The sequence below is a fragment of the Paenibacillus sp. J22FR21 genome (assembly GCF_056269135.1).
The window spans coordinates 286,315-308,286 of record NZ_JBWDNJ010000004.1; the positions used below are offsets into that span (position 1 = coordinate 286,315).

Consider the following 21,972-nt stretch of genomic DNA (forward strand, 5'->3'; position numbering starts at 1 on the left):
TCTCGATTAGTTTGATAACCATTGGTCACAGAATAACCGACGGTTATTACAACGTCAACTTATAACACGCAAAAAGAGCGGCCGATGTACGGCCGCTCTTAGCTATTTAATCTTATTATTAGGACGTGAATTCTTGCACCCACTCGCCGTTGTAATATGCAACGCCGAGTTTGTTAAAGTTTTTGCTGAGGATGTTCGCTTTATGGCCCGGGCTGTTCATCCATGCCTGCATGACTTCTGCCGGCGTACGCTGACCCTTCGCGATATTCTCACCTGCATAGGAGTAAGAAACGCCATAAGCACGCATCATATCAAACGGCGAACCGTATGTGGGCGAGTTATGATCAAAGTAGTTGTTCGCATACATATCCTTCGCCTTGTCCAAAGCGACTTTCGTCAAGAGCGTATCGGATTTCAATATGCCCAGACCTGCATTGGCACGTTCTTTGTTAACCAATGTAACGACTTGAGCGGCAAACGTGCTCTTATCTGTTGTGCTGGTTCCTGTGTTGGTGTTAGATGATCCGCTGTTCGACGATCCGCTGTTCGAGGAACCTGTCGTTACCGGAACCTTAATCGTCATGCCCGCCCAAATGACATTCGGGTTCGCAATGTTCGGATTCGCTGCAATCAGCTTGCTGAGGCTGACCCCGTATTTCGTTGCGATCTTGTACATCGTGTCGCTGCTCGTAACCTTATACGAGACGGAACTGTTCACTGTGGCTGCTTCTGCCTTCTGCAGGGCTGCTCCTCCTCCAGCTACGATCAAACCGGCTGCGAGTACGCTAGCTACACCTATACGAAATGGTTGCATCTTCATGAATATTTCCTCCTTGTTATGGTTATCGTGTGTGCCGACCTTTCGACGCCACCCATGTTAACACGGGGAAATAGCAAAATACACCTCATAAAATATGGAAACCATCTCATTGGATGCTAAAAATCATCAAATACAAAGTCCAATTTATCCGCCTTTTTCAGGTTGCAGGCGGCACATGCGCAGACGCAATTTGCGGGAGACGAAAGTCCTCCCTTTGACTTCGGCAGCACATGGTCGATCGTGTCCCCATAACGGCCGCAATACTTGCAAATATAGTCGTCGCGCTGCAGCACCAGCAGCCGGAAATCCGTCTTCGTATAGAGCTTGTGGATCAAGCCGGGATTAATAATGCCGGCTGCACCTTCCTCCACCATCCGCACAGCCATCTCCGTCGGAATATCGGTCGACCAGCGTTTCCCGGTTTCGCGGTGACCGCGCAGCCGAATATGTCCGCGGCCACGATCATTAAGGAGCGAGGTTTTGTATGTAAAAGCACCTTTAATCGGATTTATGTTCCGATCCGGCGGGCGAACTGCAACCTGTTCTATAGCGCTGATTTCCGCTTTTAAGCTTTTGATCTTCGCGGCTTTCGATCGTTTGTGGCGACGTTTGCGCTTCCGCTTCGCTGCAGGTATTGGCGCTGCTTCGACCGCGGCAGTCGATGCAGATGGTTGTATTTGTACAGCAGCTGCATCCTTCTGCTCACGGTCAGCCTCTGAAGCTGCCGCTGCAGAGGCTGACTGTCCATCATGGACAGAGGCGGTCGGCTTGGAGGCCGCACTGCGCTTCTTGCGGCGACGCTTCCGCTTCCTTGTCGGCTTGGCGGGAGCATCATTATCGGCAGCTGCAAAAGGCACAGATTCATGCGCCTCGCCGTCCTCTTCCTCATCCTCAAGTTCAAATTCCAGAAACCGGACAGCCTCCTCCACACTGTCAAACGCCGAATCTCCCGGCGCTGTCTGCCGCTTCCTCTTACGCAGACAAGTTCGGCAAATCCCGCGCCTGCCGCTGCTTCCCGCACGTTTCGTGAACGCTGTAAGCGGCTTCTCTATTCTGCATGCCGTGCATGGCTTCATCTCCATCGCAATCACTTCCGCTCCGTTTCCTTATCAGGTCGTCGTTAAGCCGTGCAGCTTACGAAACTGCTCCGGGGTAATCCCTTCCGCTTTGCCGAATGCGGCAATGAAATGGCTGGGATCGCGATAGCCGGATAATTGCGCTATCTCTTTAATCGACCTTTTGTCGCCAAGGCTCATCATTTCCTTGGATTTAATCATCCGCAGTCGAATTAAGTAAGCATAGGCCGTAATGCCGAACGCCTGCCGGAATAATGAATTTAAATAACGGGAGCTGATGCCAAGCTGCTCCGCCATATCGGTCAGGCTGATATCCGGGTCACCGTAATGGAAATCCAGCCAATGCAGAAGCGGGTCCAGCTTCTCCAAATGCTGGAATACTGAGGAACGTCCGCCCTTCTGGCCGTATATTTTGATCATCGTGAGAAATCGGTACAGCTGCGCGGAAGCATTCAGACCTGTCCTGTCCTCATCATGCTGCGCTTGTTCAATCATGCTCTCCAATTGCGAGGTAATTGGCGCGTCTTCGTTCCAATTCAGCCATTCCGTTTGCCGGATGCCCAGGGAAGCCAGCATCGATGCTGCCAGGACACCGCCGAACGTCACATACATGGTCGCCCACTTCTTGCCCGGCTTTGCTGTATAGAAATGAGGGACGTCCGGAAATAGCAGGGAACCGTTGCCTGGCGGAAGCGAATACTTAATTCCGTTCAGCTCGAACTCGCCTTCGCCCTCTATCGTTTGCAGCCAATGGAAGCACGGATAGCCCTTTGTCCGGTCCACGGCTTCTTGGTCCGGATTGATTCCGATACTATCTACATAAAGCGGCAGCTCGTACTCACCCAGCGTGAACATGTAGCGGCTGCGCTGCTGACCGTCATTGAACCCTTTATTCCGCTCGATGATTTGTTCCATATTATCATATCCTGCCTATTCTTTTTTATATATCTCTAATCCGCATCTTACCATAAAATAAAGCTGTTATCATTCACTTCACTGGAGGAATTTGCGACTATGGATACTTCGAAACTGCCCAAAATGTTATATGGCGGCGATTATAATCCCGAACAGTGGGATTCCGCCATCTGGCCGGAAGATATGCGTATGCTGGAACTTGCAGGAATGAACATCGCTACCGTAAATGTATTCTCATGGGCGTTGCTTCAGCCAAGCGAGGATACTTATGATTTTGAAACCCTTGATCGGATTATGGACATGCTCCATGCAAACGGCATTTATGCCTGCTTGGCAACAAGCACGGGTGCTCATCCCGCTTGGATGGCTAAGCGTTATCCCGAAATTCTGCGTACCGATTTCGAAGGACGGAAGCATAAATTCGGTGGACGCCACAACTCCTGTCCAAACAGCGAGGTTTACCGGACCTACTCCACTCGCCTTGCCGCGAAGCTTGCAGAGCGTTATCAGAACCATCCTGCCGTTCTGCTGTGGCATGTCTCCAATGAATATGGCGGCGAATGTTACTGCGATCAATGCGAAATCGCATTTCGCGGTTGGCTGCAGAAGAAATACGGCACTTTGGACAAACTAAATGAACAATGGAATACCCGTTTCTGGGGACATACCTTCTACGAGTGGGACGAAATTGTGCTGCCAAGCGCGCTAACAGAGCAATGGTCGTACGACAAAACTTGTTTCCAAGGCATCTCGCTCGACTTTAGCCGCTTCAATTCGGACAGCATGCTTGAATGTTACAAGCTGGAATATGATGCCATTAAGGCTTACACGCCTGATATTCCCGTTACGACTAACTTAATGGGAACCTATAAACAAATTGATTATTTCAAATGGGCCAAGCATATGGACATCATTGCCTGGGATAACTATCCTTCCATGAATACCCCCTCCAGCTACGTTGCGATGACGCATGATCTGATGCGCGGGCTGAAAGGCGGAGCACCGTTTCTGTTGATGGAGCAAACGCCGAGCCAGCAGAACTGGCAAGCGTATAACACGCTCAAACGTCCCGGAATTATGCGCCTATGGAGCTATCAAGCCGTCGCGCATGGTTCGGACAGCGTGATGTTCTTCCAGTTGCGCCGCTCTGTCGGTGCTTGCGAGAAATACCATGGCGCGCTTATTGAGCATGTCGGTCATGAGCATACTCGTGTATTCCGCGAATGCGCACAGCTTGGAGCTGAGCTGAACGCTATGGGGACGAAGCTTCTTGGTTCGAGACTGCCGAGCCGAGTTGCCATTATGTTCGACTGGGAGAATCGCTGGGCAATCGAATATTCGAGCGGACCGACCGTTGATTTGAAATATGTCGACGAAATTCATAAGTATTACCGGGCTTTCTATGATGGCGGCTACCAAGTGGACATCGTATCCTTCGAGGATGATCTCTCCGCATATGACATCGTTATCGCTCCGGTTATGTACATGGTCAAGCCGGGTATGGCTTCGCGAATCGAAGATTTTGTCCGGGACGGCGGAACCTTCGTAACGACCTTCTTCAGCGGGATCGTGAACGAGAACGATATTGTAACGTTAGGCGGATATCCGGGAGAGCTGCGCCCGCTCCTTGGCATCTGGGCCGAGGAAATCGACGCCCTGCTCCCTAACGGCACCAACTCAGTCGTAATGAAAGATACTTTAGGTACGCTTGAAGGCACTTATCGCTGCAATTTGCTTTGTGATCTTATCCACAGCGAAGGCGCAGAAGTCATCGCCGAATATGGCGAGGATTTCTATGCCGGCATGCCTGTCCTAACTCGCAATAAGTATGGCAGCGGCGAAGCTTGGTATGTCGCTTCCAGCCCGGATGAACAATTCCTGCAGGGTTTCGCTGATGTATTGTGCAAACAGCATGGTATTGCTCCATTGCCGGGCAAGCAGCCGGGCGTTGAAGTTACGCGCAGAGTGATCGATAATCGCGCTTATTTATTCGTCCTGAACCACAATGCAAAATCCGTCACGATCGAGCTCGGAACAGAGTCAGGCACCGACCTTATTACCGGAAACACATTCGCTGGGCAAGCTGTCATTAATGGCCGCGATGTCCTCATCCTTGAGCAATTTGCTTGATATTGCCTAGCTCTGAGATCGAATAGCTCCTTTCCCCGCTGAACATATTAGTTGGTGTGAAAGGAGCTGGTTACTCAAATGAGAAGGTTTTTCGGTACATTATTCGGAATTGTATTAGCTTTTGGTCTTGGCGCTCTTATCTACAATGGGGTGTCGGATCGCAACGTCACTCCAAACAACACCTACCACTCGGCAAGCAGACACGACCTCAACCAGCAGCGTTTGAGCATCAAATCCAATGATGATCTTCTGCCGCTGAACACAGGTCATCGCATGCTGCGGACAACCCAGCCAGGCACGCTGAGAGCCCAGAATACGCAGTTAGGCAATATACCGTGGTATCAGCTTTATTATGGCGGTACTTGGAATCCGGGTGGCGGCGGCGCCGCGAATCCGGGCACTGGCTATCCGAATGTTACCTACCCCGGCGGCAATAAGTGGACCGGGAATACCGGAAACACTGGCAATACAGGTAATACCGGAAATACAGGTAATACTGGCAATACAGGAAACACCGGTAATGCTGGCAACACCGGCAATGCCGGCGGATCCAACGCAGCGGACAGCTCCTCCATCTCGCAGCAAATCCTGCAGCTGGTTAATGCAGAACGGTCGAAAGCCGGCCTTCAGCCGCTGTCGCTGAATGCATCGCTGTCCAAGGTTGCACAAGCCAAATCGAATGATATGCGTGACAAAGGTTACTTTGATCACAATTCTCCAACCTACGGCAGTCCGTTCGATATGATGAAACAGTTCGGCATCAACTACTCCTATGCCGGCGAGAACATTGCAGCTGGTCAGCAAGGCGTACAAGCGGTTATGACTGCTTGGATGAACAGCCCGGGTCACCGTGCCAACATCCTCAGTGCTAACTTCACCCAACTGGGCGTCGGCTATGCTCCGGGCGGAAGCATGAGTCCGTATTGGACGCAGCAATTTATCAAACCTTAAGCAATTGCCAAATCAAAAGCTGTCCCAACTTGTGTCATGCGACACTTTGGAGACAGCTTTTGTTTATATAAAACGATAATAAGTGATGCGGCGGCGCACTGTGGTTGCGAGGCATGAAGTTAGTTTGCTCGGGTCAGGTTAAGAAACTGATTGCAATGATGGTGGGTTCGATGTGGGCTCGAGGTGGGTTCTGGGTCAGATTATGTGCAACGTTTGCTGCGGTAATGGCCCGGCGCTTCTCCAACCTCTTTCTTGAACGCTTTCGTAAAATGATGCACATCGGCAAAGCCGCAGTACGCGGCAATCTCTTCAATGGTATTGTCCGATCCGGTCAACAGCTCCTGCGCATGGTGAATGCGCAATTGGAGCAAGTACCGATGCGGCGAAACGCCGAGCTGCTCCTTGAATTTCGCGCTGAAACGCGAAGGGGAAAGGTTCGCTCTCGCTGCCATTTCACTAACCGTGAGCGGCTCGGCCAAATTCAGGGATAAGAAGGATGTAATCCAATTCATCCGCTGCGGCGCTGCCTTCTCCGTTTGCTTCAGATCGGTGTGATCCTCCAGAATGGTTAGGATCACTTCTGTTCCCATGGACTGTGCCCGAAGCTGCATAAGCGGATCGCGATGCTGCCAGCACTCCACCATCGCGAGAAACTTGTCCCGCAGCGCGATCGGATGCTTCGGCTGCAGCCTGACCGGGATTGTAACGCCATGAAAGTCGTTCAGCCGCGGCTGAATGAGATGGCTGTACGGCTCCAGATCAATCTGGCCGCTGCGGGTCGGAAATCGGTCCTCCCTGAGCGAATCGTAGAAGAAGTCCATATGGGCAAACGGCGTAATCGTATTCGTTTTCCCCTCCAGCACATTCAAGACATTCGGTTGAATCAGACAAAAGTCGCCTCTTCGAAACTCATAGGGGACACCATCTACTTGAAACACGCACTCTCCTTCTTGAAAATAAACGAGCAAATAATCAAGCAATCTCCGTTCCGCGGATAACCACGGCTTCCTGACGGCATAATCGCTCTCTCGAATATAGGGAACAATCGGCTGTTTCTCCATCAATTCAGATAAGTACATTTGGATAAGCTCCTTGGACGCAATCGGGTATGAGTTGCTTTTATTATATACGAGTCGCAGTTGTTTTTGACAAAAGAATTGAGAGACCGGAACAAAGTCAGCAGCAGGAGCTGTGCTTTATAATAAAAGCATCTTAGCAGTACTAAGGAGATTAGATCATAATGACGACCACAAATCCATCCAACCTCGCCGAGCTTCCGCAGCTTGACAGCGATTATACGTTGACAGCAGAACAAACCGATTCCTATCAGAAGAACGGGCATATCCTCCTGAAGGGCATTGTAACTCCTGATGAAATGAGCTTCTATGAGCCGCTTATCGAGCAAACCGTGCGTCAGCACAATAACCATACGAAACCGGTTGAAGAGCGGGATACGTACGGTAAAGCTTTTATCCAAATCGGAAACCTATGGGAAATGAATGAAGGTATCAAACGTTTCGTCATGGCGCGTCGTTTCGCCAAAATCGCAGCCGAGCTTATGGGTGTGGATGGCGTTCGGATCTATCACGATCAAGCATTGTTCAAAGAACCGGGCGGCGGCCATACGCCGTGGCATCAAGACCAAGTGTACTGGCCGCTTGAAACGCCAAACACGATTACGCTATGGATGCCGCTTGTTCCGATTTCCGAGGAAGTCGGCTCGATGACTTTCGTGGATGGATCACATACGTCCGGCTACATGAGCCGTCAATTCATCTCCGACGAATCACATAAGACGCTTGGCTCCTATATTGAAGGCAAAGGCCTTGCGAAGACGAACTACGGCGCTATGTCCGCAGGTGATGCAACATTCCATGCAGGATGGACGCTGCATTCTGCGCCCGGCAATCCAACGGATTCCATGCGCGAAGTCATGACGATCATCTATGTCGCTGACGGCGTCAACACGATGGCACAACCGGACAGCAGTGCACGCGAAAACGATTTAAAGTCATGGTTCCCAGGTGTTAAAGCAGGGGAACCCGCTGTTTCCCCGCTCAACCCGCTTGTTTATAAGAAATAAATGAAAAGGCTAGCCCTGCATCGACGTGATGCTCGGGCTAGCCTTTAACTGCAGCGGAACCAGCCGCTTAACCCGTCTCCTAACCACAACATTCAAACTTGTAACGGTTGTGACAGTAGCTATTTTGCATAAAAAGCGCTGTTTTTTTCGCTAACGGTTGCCACAGAGCTTAAATGACCATTTTCTAGTCGAAATTAACCATTCTGATCTATATAACCTCTGTCACAACCGTAAGCGTTTAAAACATCGATTTTTCCTAGAAATAGGCTCGCTGACAACCGTTACAATTTGATCCAAAAAAAATGGCTGCCTGACTTTCTCAGGCAGCCTGAGGCTGGCCCCCGACGGGAGCTAGCCTTTTCATATGAGTTCGTTTAGAAATCAATGCGTACAGCAGCAAGCGAATACGGCGCTACTTCAACGTTTAATGTATCGCCCGCAAGCGTCACAGTACGATCGCCCGGAATCAGGTTCTCGTTCACATCGACCGCGTACGCTCTTACTGCGCCTTGGAACAGCTTGAATGAGGCGTTCGCGCGCTTCCCATCCGCTTCGTACATCCGAATAATCCAGCTGGCCCCGCTGTTTCCTTCCGGAACTTTGATTGCCGATACGGCAACCGCGTCATCCAACTGCTCGATATACCCCGCATCCGCCGGCTTCGAGCCCGACCGCTTCGAGCCTGACAGCACATTTACCTTGTGGTTAACCCGGTACGCCTGCTCGATGATATCGCGGCTTGACGCCGATGCTTCCGCCAGACAAACGGAAAGCTTAATCCGATGATGGTTGCCAAGCTCCGGATAGGGATCCGGTTCATACGAACCGCGTATGAGCGAAACGGACATCGAATTATCCGTTCCCCGGAAACCGTATTTGTTGTTCGTCACGATGAACAACGTGGGCTTATGCGGATCATCAGCACGCAATGCCTGCACAAAGCTGTTGCCCGGCAATTCCATATCTCTGGCTTCCCGTACAATTGTCCCGAACGGAACATCATATTTGTAGGCTTCACTCGTATAGCCAATTGGGAGATGGAACTGCAGCTGCGGAATGCCAACCTCTCTGCTACCCGCTTCCTGCCAATTGCATTCCACATGGAAATCAAGGCTTGTGCTGCCTGCATCCAGTGAAACCGTCACGTGAAGCGATGACGAAGTCTTGAACTGCATTTCATAGCTGATTGTTTGCCGCAATTCCCCCGAAACCGTCTTCTTCATGATTACCCGCTCATGGAGGCTGTCGATTTGCATAAAACGGCCCACCCACCATGCCGCCATCCCTTTGCTCGGATCCTCCTGAATTAGTCGGAATATCGCGGCCGGTCTGGCTGAATCTATCAGCTCCTCGCCGGATCTCTTGTCAATGAGGGAAATTACAGAAGCGTCTGTTGGATTAAAAACAGCCCGCACAAATTCATTTTCGAGCAAATAATCTTCATCCCGGTCAACCCGCGGATCACCAATGACGATTTGGGAGGAGTAACCTTCCCCTTCAGCTACGATCAAGGTGCAATAGCCGCACGCCGGCACCTTCACGCGCGCAAGCAATCGCAAGTAATCATGCGACCAATAGGCATTCAGGCCGCTATCCAGAACCTGGCTTGGCACGGTCTCGCCCGCAGCGGTCTTCACGACAATCGCCTTAATCGGGCTCTTCCAATCCCAGAGCAGGATTTCGACGGTTTCCTCCCTCGCTTGCAGCGAAGAATTAAAGAGATGCACGATACGATTGCTTCCGGCTCCGCGCTCTACCTGCGTAATCTTGAAATCACGGGTCCCGAAGCCGTCACCAGCTCCTTGCGCCGTGTTCGTGGCCGAATGGCCAATCTCAATCTCCGATGTATCAATATCGGCTGCGATTCGCTCAAGCGCAAGCTTCCGGTTCGTTCCGGCAATCGCCATCGTGTTCTGAAACAACCCCAGCGCATGCTCGCGAGTTTCGATAACGCCGGAGCCTGGCAGGATATCATGAAACTGATTAAACAATACACCACGCCATGCTTCCTCGAAAGTGTCACCCGGGTAAACTGCTCCATGTGCTGCTGCAGCTACCGAGCTGAACAATTCCGCCTCGTTAAGAGCAGCCTCTGAAACACGATTCGCATTCTTGATCCGGGTCTGAGACGTGTAGCAGCCTGTAAAGACGACATTCAACTCGCCTTTCACAACAGGCAATTGATCCCCGACACGCTCCGCTTCTTTGAAATAATCGGCATAACCGCCGAACCGTATCGTGGGGCAAATCGGCCATTCCTGCATCGCTCGCAAACGATTCAAGTCACGTCTGGTCGGCCCGCCGCCATGATCGCCTACTCCATATACATACAGATAAGAATTCAAGCCTGTCCTGCGACAAATGTCCGGTACATAAGACGTGAATACAGGACGGACAAAATCGTTATACCAGGTCAGTTCACGGTAGACGATGACCGATTTACCGGAAGGCCCTTCCCAGCGGGTAAGCGGGTCTCCCTCAGCACCGCGGCAATGGTAGTAATAGTTCACACCGCCATTGGCCAGTATTTCCGGTACCTGTAGGCTATGCCCGAACGTGTCCGGCTCAAAATCCAAATTCAAGCTATCCGGCGCAATATCAAATAAGCGGCTAAGGTAGCGTTTCGTATAGAGGATATGCCGTGCTAAGCTCTCGCCGCTTGGCATGTTCTTATCCGCTTCCACCCAGTGCGACGCCGTAATTTCCCAGCGGCCTTCCTTCACTCGGCGTTTGATCTCCTCCAGCATCGATGGAGCATATTGCTCTACGATTCGATAAATCGAGGCTTGGGATTGAGAAAACGTAAACTCCGGATACTCCTCCATCAGATTAAGCATCGTGCGGAACGTATCGATGGTGACGGAAACCGTCTCGTCCCAGCCCCACATCCAGTTCATATCGATATGCGCATGGGACACCGCAATGACATCGTAACTTTTCGCATCAGCAGCTAAGCTTTGCAGCATTCGTTCCGCCTCAAGCGCAGCTTGTTTTACGATGGCGCCATCCTCCGCGATGCGCTGTTCTATGTAATCAAGCGTGCTTGCGATTACCGCATCATACTTTAGTCCCTTCACCTTCGACAGCTCCTGAGCGAATACCAGCTGCGAGAGAATGCGATCATTCCATTCATTACGGCCGCTGAATTCCAGGTCATCCCAATAGGATTGCGGCTCCGGTCCGATAAGTCGTCTAATTCTCGTTTCGTTCATATTCAATTCCTTTCCTCTCTGAATCGGATTTGAAGAAAATCAGCACAAACGGCACAAGGTTAGCATAGCGTTACAAGTTCGAACCTGCAATTAGGCATTATTAAACTATGATGAGGTAATCTTAGCGTGTTGAGGACGAAAAAATGACCCGTAAGCAGTCACATTGAATGTTCAAGTGTGCTGCCTGCGAGTCATCGTGTTGGTAGTGTGTATTAAAGAGAGATTACGCGGCCTGTCGCTTGGGATTCGAATGCAGCCAAGATCACTGCAAGCGATTTGCGGCCTTCTTCGCCTGAGATGCTTGGTTTGGTGTTAGTCAGAAGCGATTCGATGAACGCATCTACAACGCCGCTCGTTTCTTGCTTATCGTTTGTGCTGATTGCACCGACGTTGTAGCGTTCCACTGTGCCGTTACGAAGCTCAACGATAATTTGATCCTTCGGATCTGTACCGATCTTCATAACGCCGTTCTCGCACCAGAGTACAGTGGAGTTGTCTTCGCCTTTGTAGTACGTCCAACTTGCTACAAGCGTGCCGATTGCGCCGCTCTTCATACGAAGCAAGCACGTCGCGTTATCGTCAACATCTGTACCTTCTTTATCAAGCGTACCGATGTAGCCTGTTACCTGCGCAACTTCATCGTCAAGCAGGTAACGGATCAAATCGGATTTGTGCACGCCAAGGTCGCCCATTGCGCCCATGATTGCTTCTTCTTTACGGAAGAACCAGCTGCCTTTGCCGTCTACGCTCCAGCCTTCAGGACCGGGATGGCCGAAGGAAGTGCGGAATGTCAATACGCGGCCAAGCGCGCCGCTTTGAAGAAGCTGCTTCGCTTTCACGTGTGGAGGCATTAGGCGTTGGTTGTGACCAACCATCAGATATACGCCGTTCTTGCTGGCTGCTTCGATCATGGCAGCCGCTTCTTCGTCCGTGGATGCCATTGGCTTCTCAACAAGCACGTGAGCGCCTGCGTTTGCAGCAGCAATTGTAACCGGAGCATGCAGATAGTTCGGCGTGCAAACGCTGACAGCCTCTGGTTTCATTTCGCTAAGCATAGCTTCGTAGCTTATGAATGCTTTCGCATTGTATTTCTCTGCAAGTTCTTCTGCACGTTCGATAACTGGATCTACGAATGCTACGAACTCTACGTTCGGGTTAGCAGCGTATTCCGGAATATGACGGCGCTGAGCGATCGCACCGCAGCCTACAACGGCTACTTTAATTTTCTTCATGTGAAGTAACTCTCCCTTTGATCAATAATTATGCTTTATGGCCGTTTGCTTTCAGCCATTCCATGCTTGTTTGTACGGATTCAAGCGGCGGGTTTGCGCAGCTGTCCTGCTCAACAACAAGCCATTCAACGCCTGCTTTGTTAGCCGCGTCGATAATATCGTTCAGCGCAAGATCACCTTTACCCAGCTCGACTGTGTCGATATGGTTGACCGATGTTTCTTTGCGGAAGTCTTTCAAGTGAAGCAGCGGCAGACGGCCGGCATATTTGGCGATATAAGCCAGCGGATCTTGATTGGAATATTGCACCCAACCGATGTCCATTTCCACTTTAAGCAGATCAGCATCTACTTTCGTGTACATCGCATCGAAAATGTATTCGCCGTCGATTTGAGCGGCAAATTCAAAGTCATGGTTGTGGTAGCAGAATTGCAGACCTTCTTCGCGCAGACGAGCGCCGAAAGTTGCGAATTTCGCGATCAGCTCGCGCCAGAACGCTTCTCCGCCAGCCAATTGCTCAGGGGATAACCATGGGCAGATCACATAACGTGCGCCAACTGTTTTGAGGTATTGGATTTGTTCGTCCAAGCTCTCTTCAAGCTGCTGCAAGCCAACATGGCTGCCGAATGCTTCAAGGCCAAGCTCTTGCAGAAGGTCGCGCATTTCTTCAGCCGGGATATCTCCGTAGCCTGCAAATTCAACGCCTTCATAGCCCATTGCCGCTACTTGGCGAAGCGTGCCTCTGAAATCTTTAGCTGTATCGTCACGCAGTGTAAACAATTGTAATCCGATTTTCACTTGTGATCTTCCTTTCATAATGACGGATGAACGCCTGATCGGCGTCAAGCCCGGTTAGTTGACCAATCTGACAACCATTATAGTGGATATCAAGGCGTTCGTAGATGTATTATATAACAGTGACATGTACAATTTTGCTGTAAAATGGAGAGAGACCTTTGAATACCGAAATTATGAGCTGCAATTACTCCTATCATTCACAGCCATTTCAGATTACCAATCGGGACGGATTGCGCGCCTATGTGTTTCGTTTGCAAGTGGACGGCAGCTGTGAGGCGCTCGTCGACGGTCGGATGCAGCGAATTGAAGCCGGTGATCTGCTGCTCTTTAAGCCTGGTGACTACTATCAGCTGAACATCGCGCCAAGTCACTCTCAGGAAGAAGAGGATGCGCAAACCGAGATCTCAAGCGGCGATTATTACGTCATCTGTCGCGGGAGCTGGCTCGACGAGTGGTGGAGCCGCAAGGATCGCCCTCAGCGCGTAAAGGTTGTTCCGGATGAACGCTGGCTGTCGGTCTGGCAGGCACTTATCTTAGAGAAACGGCGCTTTGAAGCAGAGGATCGCGAGCTGGCCGATTATTTACTGCGCTCGTTATGCCTCTGCATTGACCGTGCGATCACAACACAGTCGGTGTTTCAAGGGAAATCATTTGTCGCCACGCGCATGAAAAACTTCATCGACGAGAATGCCGCACGGTCGTTCACGATTGCCGAGGTGGCCGAATGTGCACGGCTCAGCGTATCGCGTACCGTCCATCTGTTCAAGGAATGCTATGGCATGACCATCATTCAGTATACCCAAAATGTCCGATTATCCATGGCCATTGACCGCATCAAATACAGCACCATGACCTTGGAGCAGATTGCGATAACTTGCGGTTTCGGCAGTTATTCTTACTTCTATCGCGTCTTCCGTCAGAAGTACGGCGTGTCCCCCGCAGCCTATCGGCTGAGCTAGCCATTACGAACAACTTGGAAATGAGTTCTCTTTGCTGCTCTTGGAAACAATAGCATATGTTTACGGCCTAATTTGTCGCCACATTCTAATCGGAGGTCTGCTGCCGCATGCGATTCAAAGACGTATTCTCCATTATCGGCCCCTCCATGGTGGGACCTTCCAGCTCTCATACCGCCGGCGCAGTCCGAATCGGGCTTGTTGCCAGTCAGCTTCTGGGCGGCGTGCCGGATCAAGCGGAAATTATTTTCTACGGCTCCTTCGCCGCTACCTATCAAGGACATGGTACGGATATTGCGATTGTCAGCGGATTGCTTGGCTTCGCCACAGATGATTATCGCATCCCGCAAGCGCTCGATATCGCGAGTGATCGAGGCCTTGCTATTTCTTTCGAACAAGGCAAAGGACTCTTCTCCCATCCCAATACAGTAAAACTCGTCTTATCCGTGGATCAGCCTGTCCCGCAGCAGCTATCCTTGATCGGAACCTCCATCGGAGGCGGTAATATCGAAATCGTCGAATTAAATGAATTTGCCGTTAAGCTTACCGGCAACTACCCCACGCTTGTCATCCGGCATGCTGACCGTCCCGGCGTGATTGCCGACCTGACTTCCTTGCTGAAATCGGAAAGCGTCAACATCGGTCATATGTCCGTCGATCGTAAAGGTCGAAGCGGTGATGCACTGACTGTGCTTGAGCTGGATGCTGCCCTGCCCGCTCCGCTGCTTGAGGCAATCAAAGAAATCAACCATGTGCAAGCCATTTATACCGTTGATCTTAGTCAATCAGAGGGGACTGGTGCGTAATGAATTTTCGGACGTTATCAGAGCTTGGCGAGCTGTGCGCGCAGCGTGGGCTTTCGATTGGGCGGTTGATGCTGGAGGAACAAAGCGCGGAGTCAGGAAAGTCGCCAGCGGACGAATTCGCCAAGATGACCGCCTATTACGGCGTCATGAAAGAAGCGGTCCGCCGCGGTCTGCACGAGAATACCACATCGCGCAGCGGGTTAACCGGTCTTGATGCGCAGCGCGTGCTGGCGAAGAGACAAGAGCTCGAGCCAAGCCTCGGCGGATCGGCCAGCGATGCGATGGCGTATGCGCTTGCGGTGTCTGAGGTTAACGCCTCCATGGGCCGCATCATCGCAACGCCAACGGCGGGCTCCTGCGGCATCATCCCCGGCGTCTTCGTCAGCACCCAGGAGCGGTTTGGCTTGGCAGACGAAGAACTGGTCTATGCTTTATTCGCCGCCGGCGCCATTGGCTATGTCATCGCCAACAATTCCTTCGTCTCCGGCGCCGAAGGCGGATGCCAGGCGGAGGTCGGCTCCGCCATCGGCATGGCGGCCGGCGCACTCGTGGAGCTGCGAGGCGGTACGCCAGCACAAGCGATTCATGCCGTAGGCCTCGCGCTGAAGAATACGCTTGGGTTAATCTGCGACCCTGTCGGCGGACTCGTAGAAATTCCATGCATCGTTCGCAACGGCTTCGGCGCCGTTACGGCGCTGGCTGCCGCGGATATGGCGCTTGCCGGTGTTCGCAGCGTCATTCCATCCGACGAAGTCATACAAGTAATGCTAGAAGTCGGCTCAGCCATGCCGGAGATCCACCGCGAAACAGCCGGCGGCGGCCTGGCCCAAACGCCAACAGGGCGCAAAATTATGAGCGACCTTAAGAATAAGAAAAACCCGCCGCAGCAGCAGTAACAACCGCGATTGCACTATCATGAGCCCGGATGTACGCGAAAGAAATGTTGCCAATTTTACAACATTTCTATATAAAAAGAGCTCTCTGGGAGAGAATGTTGCGCTTTATGCAACAAAATCTCCCAAAGAGCTCTTTTTGCTACCCATTCCCCTTGAATTGTTGCATTTGCTGCAGCATTTGGTGGAATTCGGCCATCCCGAGAGTGAAATGTTGCATTTGAGGCAGCATTTCAGCGCGGTTCCGCCGTGAGAGTCGGATTTCTCGACTCTCGGCAACCGGAGCGGAGCCCGACCCGATTTTTGGTTCAAATGCCCAGCCACTTTAGAATCGGCACAAGACAAGCGCCAATTAGAATAGAAGGCAGCAAATTCGCGACCTTGATCCGCATCACGTTCAAGATATTAATGCCGATGCCCATAATCAAAACCCCGCCGATGGACGTTATCTCCACGATAATATCGTCCAGCATCGTCTGACCGATCCAAGTAGTAATAATGGAAGCAAACAGCGCAAGTGCTCCTTCATACAACAGGATCGGCACCGAAGAGAAAAGTACCCCAACGCCTAAAGTCGAAGCAAAGAGCAGCGCTAGAAATCCGTCCAAAATAGATTTGGTAAATAAGATGTCATGGTTGTTATGCAAGCCGCTCTCCAGCGACCCAAGCACCGCCATAGCCCCGATGCAAAATATGAGTGTCGTCGTGACAAACCCTTCCGCAACGCTGCTTGGCTTGGCTTGCGATACTAGTTTCTGCAAACGCTCACCTAGTAATTGCAGCTTATGCTCAATGGCAAGCAGCTCGCCAAAGATCCCGCCAATCGCTAAGCTGAAGGCAACGAGTACAAAGTTATTGGACTTGAGCGCCATGCCGATACCGAGGACAAGTACAAGCATCCCCATTCCGGCCATAACCGTTTTTCTCATCTCTTCTTTGACATGAGGAAGCACGATGCCAAGTGTGCCTCCCCCAATTATTGCAGCTGCGTTTACGACTGCCCCCGTCAATACCACCTTGTTCTACCTCTTTATTGTCACTTCCCGTCTATCGTAACATAGACTCTACTCGTGATAGAACTCATCACACACCTCATCCAGCGAATATTTGCTTCTGGCCCCTGCGCCTCGGACGACCCATTCTCCATTCGTGAAATCCGGAACAGGTCCGTATCTCACAAAGTATCGGCATCCACTATGGAAGTCCTATGAGAAGCAGGGCATTCAAGAGGGTCATGGCGTCGTCGATTACCTGGTACTCTGTGCTTTTGTGGACAGTGTGAGTTCAAACACACCGCCGCCGCCGTGCTGAAGTAAACTGCTATTTTTTTCAACCCCGCGGAAACGGAAAGTTCTGTTTTAAGCCCATGCTGCTCATATCGATCTCTTCCCAGCCAAGACCAAATGCAGGTGATGCCGGATCCAGCGTAAATTGTACATTGCCGCCTTCCCCTTCTGTGATTAGCATCGCATCCGAGTTCAAGGTGTGCGCATCAAATTTGCCATCCACCATATTGCGCCAAGCTTCCCATGGAATAGGTACGAGGCCTCGTTTGTCATCCCCGTAGATTCCGCTCACTGTCGGCTCCTTCGTCTCATTGTCATAGAGATTGAAGTCCGCCTCCAGCAGTCGATCATCCTTCCAATTGACGAAATGATACAGCTGATCCCCCGATCTCACTGCAAGGTTACGCAAGATCGTTATCTCTCGATTCGCCTCACCGGCCATCTCTTGCGTGCCGAAAGCAGCCCGAGCATCGTTGTCCACAAGCAGATTGTTCTCAATCCGGTTGCCGATACCTTTGGAGAAAACAACAAACCACAGCACACCGCTGCCCGCGCTGTACAAATCATGGATCACATTATGTGAAACATGATAGTAATCCGATGCATCGTCCAAATAAATACAGAAGCCGAAGGAGAAATAAATGCCGCTGTGATGAAACCGATTGGCAATAATCCGGTTGCCGGTCCCCGCTCCCCAAGACTCCAGCATCCCGCCATCTTGGCTGTCCTTCATCACATCCCAAATGTTATTGCGAGTAATCAGGTTGTTCCGCGTATGCGTGAAATCCCAATGATTCTCCCACGTAACCTCCGTCCCGTAATAGGATGACTCCATGGCGCCTTGTCTTAAGCCTTTCAGCGAAATGCCATATCTCGGCATGCCGTGAATTTCGTTATGTGACACTTCATTGCTTCCGCTTTGATAGAGCTGAATACCGGAGCTGTGACCAACGAGCTCGCCGCCGTGCCGGATCAAATTATTCGAAATGAGATTCCCTTTGCTCACATCAGCCTGCTCGGCGCTGGCATAGTCGCCTTCTCCCGGAGCGATACCGATCACATAAATTCCGTTGTAGCCGGTATGCTCGATCAGATTGTCCGAGATTTCATTCCCCAGACAGGCTCCATTCAGTACGATGCCGCTGAATCCACTGTTCCAGAGCCGGCAGCCTCGAACGGAAATACCGCAGGCATTCTCGAGATAAACGAGTCCATGTCTGCTCTCTTCGTGCTCGCAGTTGCTTTCCGGCATTCGATATTCCTGCGCATAATCGGAGCACTCCACCGTCAAGCCTTCAAGCACAATACCCATCACCGGGTTGTCAGGCGAACTGCCCGCCAGCTCAATCACCCGCTTCATAGCAGGAGCAACAATCACTTGATCCTCGATTGGCAGCTGCCTTGGATAGTAGTATAGTTCGCCGCCAGACGCATCGAAATAAAATTCCCCCGGCTCCGTCAAGAGAGACAACGCCCCTTGAACTCTATACCGCGAGCCTAGGTCGATCCCCCATGGCGCAGGTTCTTTGAACGAAACTACCCCTTCCTCCCAACTAATACGGTCGATCGTTTTCGTTTCCGTGAACCAATTCCACTCGCCTTCCCCAGGCCATATATGGACCTGGACACCTTGCGCACCTTCTGCACCCGGCCCATGCTCGAATCTCGGAACATCATCCTTATGAAATCGAAACCCGGTTCTCGAATCACCGACTCCTTTACCGGCAACGACATGGTAACCTTGTTTCGGGCTCCTCGCGGTCCATGCGCGCTCACCGTTCTCATAGAGCGTATGAATTGCACTTCCTGCATCCAGCCGGACGCGAAAGATATTGTCATCATAAGGCTCCCAACCTGTAATCGCGCTTCCGCCACTAATCGTGACACCCTCTTCATCCTGTGCAGCACTGCGATATGTCACCGAGTAACCTTCAGGAGCGGAATCTCGCTCATCCAAACGCAGCGGTTCCGTCAATTCGTACCGCCCTCCGCTAAGCCAAACGGTAATGTCCTGTTTATCCCCTTCTGCCAGCTTCATCCGTACCAGTTCCCTAGCGCGTTCAAGTGTTCGAACAGCCGCCTCAGCAGATGTCCCCGTGTTAGCATCATCGCCATCCTTAACCGAAACAAACAATTCCATCTGAATAGACCTCCCGTTCCATGTAAAAAGAGGCAGAGGTACCGTACTGCTCCCCCTGCCTCTTTGGCTTCGTTACCTCTTACCAATAACGCTTATTATTATTTCAGGCCTTGCTTCACAAGGAACTCATCCCACTGCTTCTGGATCTCTTGGTCAATCTTCTCTTGACCTGCCGCTTTCAGTTTCTCGATGTATTTCGGCATGATATCAGCAGGATCAACGGCACCGGTTTCCAGTGCTTGCGCGAATTCATTGTTAACCGCATTGGTGTTCGCAAGCTCCGACTTGATCGGATCTTGGTTAACGGAGAAGCCATACGATGCTGCAACCATTGCGCTGTTGTTCAGATCGATTGTTTTTTGCCATACATCTGCGGTTTGTGGTGCTTTCAGGTATGCATTGAACTGGTTACCGAACACCCAGTCTACATTCGGTGCATAACCGGAATCTTTGATTGGCTCGATATAGTCGCCATCTTTCTTCGTATAATGCTTGCCTTCGATACCGTAGCAGATCAAGTTGTACAAGAATTTGTCTGTGTTTAACAGGTTAATGAACATTAAAGCGCGTTCCGGATTTTTGGACGTTTTGCTAACGACCTGCATGGCGCTTGCGATACCCGTGAAGTAGCTGTCGGAAATCGGAGCATAGATAACTTCATTGCCGCCGTTGTTATTCATTTCATCGATCTCGCCGCCGGGCTTCGTAGTAAATTCAATACCGACTGCGACATTGCCTTTCTTCTCCAGGTCTCCGAAGTTTTTGAGAATTGGGGCATCCTCGTTGATGTAGCCTGCTTTATACCATCTGTGCATCGTTTCATAATATTCTTTTTTCGCATTGATTTGCTCTTCACCCGTCAGAATGGAATAGTTCGGGTCGTCTTTCTTATACGAAACGGCCAATCCATCGGTACCAACCCAGTCCGGACTAGTGTAGAAGCCCCATGAATTCATGCCCATACCGAACGGAATAATATCAGGCTCGCCTTCTTTGACCGCTTTCAAGAACGGTTCAATATCTTTATACGTATGAATCGTGCTGACATCAAGGTTGTATTTGTCGGCAAAACGCTTCTGAATGACCAAGCTCTTCGTCTTAGCTGCAACTTGGTAAACCGGGAAGCCGTATACTTTGCCGTCATTGGCTTTCATATCCGGCCAGAATTTATCCGGAATGTTGGCGCGTGCTTCAGGTGCGTATTTGCTGATCATGTCGTCAGTAAGCTCAAGCAGTGCGCCTTTATCAATGTTTGCTTGATAGCTGAGCAGCCAGTATTTAGAGCCCCATGCGACATCGAATTCTTCGCCTGCAGCCATGATCGTATTGAGCTTCGGATCGTATTCGTCGAAAGAAAGCGGCTTCAAATCAACCGTTGCGTTAATTTTCTCTTTCAAATATTTATTGATTTCGTCATTAACGGCTTGTTGATCCGGTCCTGGCGGGTTACTTGGATAGTAGAACGTTAATTTTACTTCAGGAAGCTCCTCTTTGACAGGCTCTTCTGCCGTATTATTCGCAGCCGGTTCCGTCGTTGTATTGGTAGTATCCGTTGCGGCCGTGTTCTCGCTCGCATTCTTGTTGTTCCCATTGTTATTGCTGGAACAAGCTGCGATGATGCTGAAGCATAGAAGGAGTAAACACCATTTAAGAACAGTAGACGATGATTTCATTTTCACTTGAAAGACACCTCCGTTTTTAGTTAACCCCATACCTTGTATTTAAGCAATAACAACTTTGTAATTCCTTTCCTCCTCACCACCTCTCATGGAATTCCGTTACCCTTTCAAGGAACCAACCGTGATGCCCTTAACAAAGAACTTCTGGAAGAAAGGGAAGACTATGAGCATTGGCCCACCTGCCATAATCGCCATCGCCATTCGAACCGATAATGTCGGGAAATTAGCGAATTGCAGCTTGCTGGCCGCTTCTGCCAGCGGTGAATTGGCAAGAAACTCGATCTGCGACAAAATCCGAACAAGCAGCAGTTGGAGAGGGACAAACTTATCGTTATCAATAAAAAGCAAGGATGTGAACCAATCATTCCAATAGGCGAAAGAAATGAACAGTCCAAGCGTTGCAAGTGCAGGTGTCGATAAGGGAAGTATGATTTGGATAAATATCCGTGTCTCACTGGAGCCGTCTACTTTCGCGGATTCAATGATTTCAAGCGAGATCTTGTCCAGGAAGCCCTTCATAATGAGAATATTGTAGGGACTGAGCAGCAGCGGAATAATGAGCGCACCAAGCGAGTTCTTGAGATGCAAGTACTGTGTCATCAGCATATAGAACGGAATCAATCCACCATTGAACAACAAGGTAAAGAACACATAGAACGTGAGCGGGCGGTTATATCGAAAATCTCGACGAGAGATCGGGTACGCGGTCAGCGCGGTAAGCAGCAGCGCAATCACCGTACCGATCACCGTAATCGTAATCGTGACGCCATAGCCCCGGAGCATAATGGTCGGTTCCTTCAGCACAATGCGGAATGCCTCAAAACTAAATTCACTCGGAATGAAGCGATAACCATTCTGAACGAGACTACTCTCAGAGGTAATCGATACTGCGACAACAAGCAGAAACGGAAGTACAATAAGCGCGCTGACGATAATGAAAAATACATTGATGAACCAATTAGGTTGCTGCAAGGACTTCGCATTCGCATTCGACATG

At 50.7% G+C, this 21,972-nt stretch carries 17 protein-coding genes; 6 read left to right on the top strand and 11 right to left on the bottom strand.

What is annotated here, in order from left to right; all coding sequences use genetic code 11:
* Positions 1-118: 118 nt before the first annotated feature.
* From AC0YNS_RS16745 to AC0YNS_RS16755, 3 genes are all read right to left on the bottom strand, one after another.
* On the bottom strand, positions 119-820 hold the full coding sequence (locus tag AC0YNS_RS16745) for a CAP domain-containing protein (protein ID WP_475782114.1): 702 nt from the start codon (positions 818-820) through the stop codon (positions 119-121).
* Between the two features lie 116 nt (positions 821-936).
* The gene (locus AC0YNS_RS16750; RefSeq protein WP_475782115.1) at positions 937-1,902 is read right to left on the bottom strand and encodes an HNH endonuclease; all 966 of its coding nucleotides are present in this window, start codon (positions 1,900-1,902) and stop codon (positions 937-939) included.
* A gap of 27 nt (positions 1,903-1,929) precedes the next feature.
* A complete protein-coding gene (locus tag AC0YNS_RS16755) occupies positions 1,930-2,811 on the bottom strand; it encodes an AraC family transcriptional regulator (protein WP_475782116.1) in 882 nt (293 codons plus the stop codon).
* Positions 2,812-2,910: 99 nt separating this feature from the next.
* Here AC0YNS_RS16755 and AC0YNS_RS16760 point away from each other — a divergent pair, with 99 nt between their 5' ends.
* Positions 2,911-4,941, top strand: a complete 2,031-nt coding sequence (locus AC0YNS_RS16760; RefSeq protein WP_475782117.1) for a beta-galactosidase — start codon at positions 2,911-2,913, stop codon at positions 4,939-4,941.
* 78 nt (positions 4,942-5,019) lie between these two features.
* Positions 5,020-5,892 carry a CAP domain-containing protein gene (locus AC0YNS_RS16765; RefSeq protein WP_475782118.1) on the top strand — a complete coding sequence of 291 codons (873 nt, stop codon included), beginning with the start codon at positions 5,020-5,022 and terminating at the stop codon, positions 5,890-5,892.
* 200 nt (positions 5,893-6,092) lie between these two features.
* On the opposite strand, the gene AC0YNS_RS16770 is transcribed toward AC0YNS_RS16765, so the two are convergent.
* Positions 6,093-6,971, bottom strand: a complete 879-nt coding sequence (locus AC0YNS_RS16770; protein WP_475782119.1) for a helix-turn-helix domain-containing protein — start codon at positions 6,969-6,971, stop codon at positions 6,093-6,095.
* A gap of 161 nt (positions 6,972-7,132) precedes the next feature.
* On the opposite strand from AC0YNS_RS16770, the gene AC0YNS_RS16775 reads away from it, so the two are divergent.
* Positions 7,133-7,975, top strand: a complete 843-nt coding sequence (locus AC0YNS_RS16775) for a phytanoyl-CoA dioxygenase family protein (protein WP_475782120.1) — start codon at positions 7,133-7,135, stop codon at positions 7,973-7,975.
* 374 nt (positions 7,976-8,349) lie between these two features.
* Here the strand turns inward: AC0YNS_RS16775 and AC0YNS_RS16780 are convergent, their stop codons facing one another.
* From AC0YNS_RS16780 to AC0YNS_RS16790, 3 genes are all read right to left on the bottom strand, one after another.
* Entirely contained in the window at positions 8,350-11,187 is a 2,838-nt protein-coding gene (locus AC0YNS_RS16780) for an alpha-mannosidase (protein WP_475782121.1), read from the bottom strand.
* A gap of 212 nt (positions 11,188-11,399) precedes the next feature.
* Positions 11,400-12,419: a Gfo/Idh/MocA family protein gene (locus tag AC0YNS_RS16785; RefSeq protein ID WP_475782122.1), complete on the bottom strand. Its 1,020-nt coding sequence runs from the start codon at positions 12,417-12,419 to the stop codon at positions 11,400-11,402.
* Positions 12,420-12,447: 28 nt separating this feature from the next.
* Positions 12,448-13,233 (bottom strand): sugar phosphate isomerase/epimerase family protein, encoded by a 786-nt coding sequence (locus AC0YNS_RS16790; protein ID WP_475782123.1) that lies wholly within the window; start codon positions 13,231-13,233, stop codon positions 12,448-12,450.
* A 140-nt stretch (positions 13,234-13,373) separates the two neighbouring features.
* Between AC0YNS_RS16790 and AC0YNS_RS16795 the strand changes: the two genes are divergently transcribed.
* From AC0YNS_RS16795 to sdaAA, 3 genes are all read left to right on the top strand, one after another.
* Complete coding sequence (locus tag AC0YNS_RS16795; protein ID WP_475782124.1) at positions 13,374-14,174, top strand: AraC family transcriptional regulator; 801 nt, start codon at positions 13,374-13,376, stop codon at positions 14,172-14,174.
* A 107-nt stretch (positions 14,175-14,281) separates the two neighbouring features.
* Positions 14,282-14,977 carry an L-serine ammonia-lyase, iron-sulfur-dependent subunit beta gene (gene sdaAB, locus AC0YNS_RS16800; protein WP_475782125.1) on the top strand — a complete coding sequence of 232 codons (696 nt, stop codon included), beginning with the start codon at positions 14,282-14,284 and terminating at the stop codon, positions 14,975-14,977.
* Positions 14,977-15,873: an L-serine ammonia-lyase, iron-sulfur-dependent, subunit alpha gene (gene sdaAA / locus AC0YNS_RS16805; RefSeq protein WP_475782126.1), complete on the top strand. Its 897-nt coding sequence runs from the start codon at positions 14,977-14,979 to the stop codon at positions 15,871-15,873. The genes sdaAB and sdaAA overlap by 1 nt, the downstream gene beginning before the upstream one ends.
* Positions 15,874-16,178: 305 nt before the next feature.
* Here sdaAA and AC0YNS_RS16810 read toward each other — a convergent pair whose 3' ends face one another.
* The 4 genes from AC0YNS_RS16810 to AC0YNS_RS16825 form a co-directional block, all read right to left on the bottom strand.
* Positions 16,179-16,886, bottom strand: a complete 708-nt coding sequence (locus AC0YNS_RS16810) for a DUF554 domain-containing protein (protein WP_475782127.1) — start codon at positions 16,884-16,886, stop codon at positions 16,179-16,181.
* A gap of 313 nt (positions 16,887-17,199) precedes the next feature.
* On the bottom strand, positions 17,200-19,296 hold the full coding sequence (locus AC0YNS_RS16815; protein WP_475782128.1) for a right-handed parallel beta-helix repeat-containing protein: 2,097 nt from the start codon (positions 19,294-19,296) through the stop codon (positions 17,200-17,202).
* A 98-nt stretch (positions 19,297-19,394) separates the two neighbouring features.
* A complete protein-coding gene (locus tag AC0YNS_RS16820; protein ID WP_475782467.1) occupies positions 19,395-20,969 on the bottom strand; it encodes an ABC transporter substrate-binding protein in 1,575 nt (524 codons plus the stop codon).
* Positions 20,970-21,074: 105 nt separating this feature from the next.
* On the bottom strand, positions 21,075-21,971 hold the full coding sequence (locus AC0YNS_RS16825) for a carbohydrate ABC transporter permease (protein WP_475782129.1): 897 nt from the start codon (positions 21,969-21,971) through the stop codon (positions 21,075-21,077).
* Position 21,972 lies beyond the last annotated feature (1 nt).